This window comes from Nocardioides sp., assembly GCF_016462705.1.
Taxonomy (GTDB): Bacteria; Actinomycetota; Actinomycetes; order Propionibacteriales; family Nocardioidaceae; genus Nocardioides.
In genome coordinates, this window is the sequence record NZ_JAEMSS010000276.1 from 1 (window position 1) to 3,885 (window position 3,885).

The window sequence follows — 3,885 nt, forward strand, 5'->3', positions numbered from 1 at the left end:
CGCTCGCCGTCGAAGACCCGCGCCGTGCCGGTGAAGACCGAGTCGTCGAAGCCGGCGGTCTTGACCACCGCGCCCTCGGGCGCGAGCGAGCCCTTGAGGATGGTGAGACCACCGGTGGCGTGGATCGGCCGGTCCAGCTTGCGGAGCACGTCGTCGTCCAGGTCGGGCGGGGCGATGTCCGCGAGGTTCTCGGCCATCGTCCGGCCGGTCACCGTGAGGCAGTCGCCGTGCATCAGGCCGGCGTCGAGCAGCGCCTTCATGACCACCGGGATGCCGCCGACCTTGTCGACGTCGTTCATGACGTACTTGCCGAAGGGCTTGAGGTCGCCGATGTGCGGCACCTTGTCACCGACCCGGTTGAAGTCGTCGATGGTGAGGTCGACCTCGGCCTCACGGGCCATGGCCAGCAGGTGCAGCACCGCGTTGGTGGAGCCGCCCAGAGCCATCACCACGGTGATGGCGTTCTCGAACGCCTCCTTGGTCATGATCTGGCGGGCGGTGATGCCGTGCCGCAGGAGGTTGACGACGGCCTCGCCGGAGCGGTGCGCGAACCCGTCCCGGCGCCGGTCGACCGCCGGCGGTGCCGCGGAGCCCGGGAGCGACATCCCGATCGCCTCGGCGACCGCGGCCATCGTGTTGGCGGTGTACATGCCGCCGCAGGCGCCCTCGCCCGGGCAGATGGCGCGCTCGATCTTGTCGACCTGCTCCCGGCTCATCTTGCCGGCCAGACAGGCACCGACCGCCTCGAAGGCGTCGATGATCGTGACGTCCTGGCCGTCCACCTGGCCGGGCATGATCGAGCCGGCGTAGAGGAACACGCTGGCCAGGTCGAGCCGGGCCGCGGCCATCATCATGCCGGGCAGCGACTTGTCGCAGCCGGCCAGCAGCACCGAGCCGTCGAGCCGCTCGGCCATCATCACCGTCTCGACCGAGTCCGCGATCACCTCGCGGGAGACCAGCGAGAAGTGCATCCCCTCGTGACCCATCGAGATGCCGTCGGAGACCGAGATGGTGCCGAACTCGAGGGGGTAGCCGCCCGCGGCGTGCACGCCGTTCTTGACCGCCTGCGCCAGCCGCTGCAGCGACAGGTTGCAGGGCGTGATCTCGTTCCAGCTCGAGGCGACGCCGATCTGGGGCTTGGCGAAGTCGTCGTCGCCCATGCCGACCGCGCGCAGCATCCCCCGCGCCGCGGCCCGCTCGAGCCCGTCGGTGACATCGCGCGAACGCGGTTTGATGTCGGGCTTGGTCTCCCCCTCGGTCATGACGCGAGCGTATCGGCCATCCCCCTCTACGCTTTCGCAGGTGACCGTGGACTGGGCCGACTACGCCGCCGTGCTCTTCGACCTCGACGGAGTGGTGACGCCGACGGCCGAGGTCCACATGCGAGCCTGGTCGGAGATGTTCAACGACTTCCTGGAGACCGAGCCCGGCCAGCCGCCCTACACGGACGCGGACTACTTCGCGCACGTCGACGGCAAGCCACGGTACGACGGCGTCCGGGACTTCCTGACCTCCCGCGGCATCCCGGCGCCGGAGCAGCTCGTGGTCGAGCTGGGCGACCGCAAGAACGAGGCCTTCAACGAGGTCCTGGCGCGGGACGGCGTGACCGCCTATCCCGGCTCGGTCGAGCTCCTCGACCACCTGCGCGGGCTGGGGACGCCGCTGGCGGTCGTGTCCTCCTCCGTCAACGCCCCCGCGGTGCTCGAGGCGGCCGGTCTGACCGACCGCTTCCGGACCGTCGTCAGCGGCGCGGTGGCCAAGGAGCACGGTCTGCCGGGCAAGCCGGCCCCGGACACCTTCTCCTACGCCGCCGAGGTCCTCGGCGCGACGCCGGCGACCTCGGTCGTGCTCGAGGACGCCGTGTCCGGCGTCGCCGCCGGCCGGGCGGGCGAGTTCGCCCTGGTGGTCGGCGTCGACCGCGGCGCCGGGGTCGACACGCTGACCCGGGCCGGAGCCGACCTGGTCGTGGCCGACCTGCAGGAGCTCGTGCCGTGAGCCGCTCCGAGGTGCCCGCCGACCCGATGCCCCGGTCCCGGTTCCCGGTCGACCCGTGGCGGCTGGTCGAGACCCAGCACGACCCGGACGACCTCGGCGTGACCGAGACCCTTTTCACCGTCGCCAACGGCTACCTCGGCATGCGCGGCAACCCCGAGGAGGGCAGGGACGCCTACGCGCACGGCACCTTCGTCAACGGGTTCCACGAGACCTGGCCGATCCGGCACGCGGAGGCGGCGTTCGGCTTCGCCCGCACCGGGCAGACCATCGTCAACGCACCGGACGCCAAGCTCGTCAAGCTCTACGTCGACGACGAGCCGCTCAACCTGAGCATGGCCGACCTCGAGCACTACGAGCGTTCGCTCGACTTCCGCGACGGGGTGCTGCGGCGCTCGGTCGTCTGGCGCACCCCGTCGGGCAAGCGCGTGCAGGTCGACTCGTCACGGATGGTCTCGATGACCCAGCGGCACCTCGCGGTGATCACCCTGGAGGTCACGATGCTGGAGGGTGACGCCCCGCTGGTCATCTCGTCGCAGCTGCTCAACCGCCAGGACGGCAAGGACGAGTACCACGACGCCAGCCGGTCCATGGGTGACGCACCCGACCCGCGGAAGGCGGGGGTCTTCGCCGACCGGGTGCTCCAGCCGAGGCTCCACTACGCGCGCGACAACCGGATGATGCTCGGCTACGAGTGCGCCAACTCACGGATGACCATCGCGGTCGCCGCCGACCACCACCTGGAGACCAAGGACCCGGTCGAGACGGTCCGGCGGGAGGACGAGGACCTCACCAAGCTGGTGTTCCGGGTGGAGGCGACCGAGGGTCGCACCGTCCGCCTGGTCAAGGCCGTCGCCTACCACTCCTCCCGCGGCGTCCCCGTCCGCGAGCTCTCCGACCGGTGCGACCGCACCCTGGACCGGGCGACCGCGCACGACGTGGCGCACTACCACCGCGAGCAACGGGCCTGGTACGACGACTTCTGGGCGGCCAGCGACGTGCGGGTCTCGGGTGCCGGCGGTCGCCCCGAGAGCGAGCAGGCCGCGGTGCAGCAGGCGATCCGGTTCAACCTCTTCGGCGTGGCCCAGGCCAGCGCCCGCGCCGACCAGCTCGGGGTCCCGGCGAAGGGCGTCACCGGCTCGGGCTACGAGGGCCACTACTTCTGGGACGCCGAGGTCTACGTCGCGCCGTTCCTCACCTACACCGCGCCCTACGCCGCCCGGAACCTGCTGCAGTTCCGTCGCAAGATGCTGCCGGCCGCGCGGCACCGGGCCCGCGAGATGGCCCAGAGCGGGGCGCTCTTCCCGTGGCGCACGATCAACGGCGAGGAGGCGTCCGCCTACTACGCCGCCGGCACCGCGCAGGTCCACATCGACGCCGACATCGCCTACGCCCTGGTCCAGTACGTCCTCGCGAGCGGTGACCGTGGCTTCCTGGTCCGCGACGGCATCGACATCCTCGTCGAGACCTCGCGGATGTGGGCGGACCTGGGGTTCTGGCGGAGCAACGGCGGGGACCCGGCGTTCCACATCCACGGGGTGACCGGGCCGGACGAGTACACGACCGTGGTCAACAACAACCTCTTCACCAACGTGATGGCCCGCTACAACCTCGAGCAGACCGTGGAGGCGCTGGCCTGGATCCGGGAGCAGGAGCCGACGGCGTACCTCCAGGTCCAGGCCCGGCTGGGGGTCGCGGACGACGAGGTGGAGGAGTGGAGCCGCTGCGCCGCCGGGATGCACATCCCGTTCGACGAGGGTCTGGGCATCCACCCCCAGGACGACTTCTTCCTCGACCGCGAGGTGTGGGACCTCTCGAAGACCCCGGACGAGCTGCGCCCGCTGCTGCTGCACTACCACCCGCTGGTGATCTACCGGTTCCAGGTGCTCAAGC

The 3,885-nt window shown here is 70.9% G+C and carries 3 protein-coding genes; 2 read left to right on the forward strand and 1 reads right to left on the reverse strand.

Features of this window, described 5'->3' with window-relative positions; genetic code table 11:
* Positions 1–1,262: dihydroxy-acid dehydratase (locus tag JHD21_RS21290; protein ID WP_292679485.1), on the reverse strand; the 1,262-nt coding region annotated here is incomplete at its 3' end.
* Positions 1,263–1,308: 46 nt separating this feature from the next.
* Here JHD21_RS21290 and JHD21_RS21295 point away from each other — a divergent pair.
* The gene (locus JHD21_RS21295; protein WP_292679486.1) at positions 1,309–1,995 is read left to right on the forward strand and encodes a beta-phosphoglucomutase family hydrolase; all 687 of its coding nucleotides are present in this window, start codon (positions 1,309–1,311) and stop codon (positions 1,993–1,995) included.
* 26 nt (positions 1,996–2,021) lie between these two features.
* A partial coding sequence (locus JHD21_RS21300) for a glycoside hydrolase family 65 protein (protein ID WP_292679488.1) occupies positions 2,022–3,885 on the forward strand: 1,864 nt, incomplete at its 3' end.